The 2,414-nt window shown below is 76.1% G+C and carries 2 protein-coding genes; both read right to left on the bottom strand.

The window, feature by feature from the left end; translation table 11 throughout:
• Positions 1-168 precede the first annotated feature (168 nt).
• A complete protein-coding gene (locus tag ACFC2L_RS19265) occupies positions 169-870 on the bottom strand; it encodes a response regulator transcription factor (protein WP_264030037.1) in 702 nt (233 codons plus the stop codon).
• Positions 867-2,303 carry a histidine kinase gene (locus ACFC2L_RS19270; RefSeq protein WP_375825959.1) on the bottom strand — a complete coding sequence of 479 codons (1,437 nt, stop codon included), beginning with the start codon at positions 2,301-2,303 and terminating at the stop codon, positions 867-869. Before ACFC2L_RS19270 ends, ACFC2L_RS19265 begins: the two co-directional genes overlap by 4 nt.
• Positions 2,304-2,414: the final 111 nt, after the last annotated feature.

Raw genomic sequence — 2,414 nt, forward strand, 5'->3', positions numbered from 1 at the left:
GTGGTGGTGCCGCGTCGTGGCGGGCCTGGCGGGAGCGACGCGAGGAACGAGCGGCGCGGATGGTAGACGCGGCACCACCACCCACCCCGCCACCCAAGGTGACCAGACCGCCGTCGGGCACGAGACCGGGCCTCTACCTGGGCGGACCACGCCTCTACCTGGGCGGACTCAGGACGGGCGGGCTACGCCCGTCTCGTAGGCGAGGACGACGGCCTGGACGCGGTCGCGGAGGCCGAGCTTGCCGAGGACGCGGCCGACGTGGGTCTTGACGGTCGCCTCGGACAGGACGAAGCGCTCGGCGATCTCGGCGTTCGTCAGACCCTCGCCGAGCGCCTCGAAGACCTCGAGCTCGCGGGCCGTGAGCTCGGCGAGGCGGGGGTCGTGCAGGCCGGTCTGGGTGGGGGCGGGGGCGGTCGTGCCGTCCTGGGGGAGCTGCCCGGAGAACATCTCGAGCATGCGGCGTGTGATGCGCGGGGAGACGGCGGCGTCGCCGCTCGCGACGGCGCGGATCGCCCCGACGAGCTCGCCCGGCTTGGCGTCCTTGAGGAGGAACCCGCTCGCGCCGGCGCGCAGGGCGGCGAACGCGTACTCGTCGAGGTCGAACGTGGTGAGGATGATGACCCGTGACTCGGGCTGGGCGGCGACGATGCGCTCGGTCGCCTCGATGCCGTTGGTGCCGGGCATGCGGACGTCCATGAGCACGACGTCGGGCCGCAGGGCGGCGGCCTGCGCGATCCCGGTCTCGCCGTCCCCGGCCTCGCCGACGACCTCGATGTCGTCCTCGGCGGCGAGGATCATGCGGAAGCCCATGCGCAGCAGCGCCTGGTCGTCGACGAGCAGCACCCGGGTCGGTGCGCCGCTGTCCGTCATGTGCGTTCCCGTCCGTCGTCGCGTCCGCCGGTGTCCCGGCCGGGGTCGAGGTCGAGGCGCAGGCTCGCCCGCACCTCCCAGCCGGTGCCGCTCGGCCCCGCCGACACCGTACCGCCGTACACGGCCGCCCTCTCGCGCATCCCGATGATGCCGCGGCCGGTCCCGACCGGGACGCCGGGCGGGTGCTGCTCCGCGACGGAGGGTGGGAGACCGCGCTCGTCGGCGCTCGAGCCCTCGCCGGGCCGGCGGCCGGCCTGGTTGACGACCCGCAGCTCGAGCCAGTCCGCGCCGGGCTCGGCGCGGCGGGAGACCTCGACGAGCACGAGGGGGGAGAGGGGCGCGTAGCGCAGCACGTTCGTCAGGGACTCCTGGACGATGCGGTGCGCGGTCTGGCGCAGCGCCGGCCCCGGGTTCGGCTGGGGGCCGGAGCGGACGAGCCGCACGGGCAGGCCCGCGGTGCGGAAGCGTTCGACGATCTCCTCGAGCTCGGGCGTCTCGTGCGCCGGGGCGAGCGGCACGGTCTGCTCGCCCCCGGGTTCGCGCAGGACGCCGAGCACGCGGCGCATGTCGGCGAGGGCGGCGCGGCCGGTCGCGGTGAGCTCGTCGAGCGCGTGGCCCGCGAGCTCGGGGTTCTTGGCGCCCGACGCCTTGGCGCCGTCCGCGAGGGCGACCATGACCGTGAGGGAGTGCGCGACGACGTCGTGCATCTCGCGCGCGATGCGCGTGCGCTCGGCGGCGGCGGCGAGCTGGGCCTGCTGGTCGCGGTCGCGCGCGATGGAGTTCGCGCGCTCGACGAGGTCGGACACGTGCTGCCGGCGGGCGCGCACGTTGGTGCCGATCGCGAGGGCGATCAGGCACAGGACGGTCGTGACGAGGATGCCGACGATGCGGTCGACGGTCGCGCGCCCGGGTTCGACGCTCTGGCGCAGGACCTCCCCGTCGGCGGTGGTGATGACGTCGTACCAGAGGAGGGTCGCGCCGGACAGTGCCAGCACGACGATGGCGAGGACCGGCCACGCGATGCGCGACGGCCGCGACGCGGCGACGGCGTAGACCGCGAACATCGCCGCGACCTCGAACCCGGCGGTGTCGCCGGTGACCGCGATCGCGAGGACGCCGAGGACGGTGAGACCGAGCGCGACGGTGACGGGTCGCCGACGGCGCCAGTACAGGAGCGTCCCGCCGAGGAGGAAGAACACGAGCGACAGCGGGGTCGAGCCGCGGGGCTGCTCCGCGAGGAGCGCGTAGAGCACGCCCGGCACGACGAACACCGCGACGATGACCCAGTCCATGACGACCGGGCGGCGGGCGAAGTAGCGGCGCACCGGACCGAGGCGTCGCGCGTCGAGCTCGGTGAACGGCTCGGGCGCGGGCCGCATCGGCAGGGGCGCGGTCCCCGGCGCGTTCGGCGCGGCGGCGTCCGGGGACGCCACGGCCGAGGGGGGGCGGGCGGGGGCGGCGGGCGGCGGCGGGGGGGGGGTGGGGCGGGGGGGGCCGCGGCCCGGCGGGGGAGCCCCACCCCCCCGGCGACGGTGAGCGCCCCG

Origin of the sequence: Cellulosimicrobium sp. NPDC055967, from assembly GCF_042269845.1 — a bacterium.
Classification (GTDB): Bacteria; Actinomycetota; Actinomycetes; order Actinomycetales; family Cellulomonadaceae; genus Cellulosimicrobium.

Excerpts from the sequence above, each read along its gene's own strand:
- ACFC2L_RS19265 (WP_264030037.1), bottom strand. The coding sequence starts at position 870 with ATGACGGACAGCGGCGCACCGACCCGGGTGCTGCTCGTCGACGACCAG.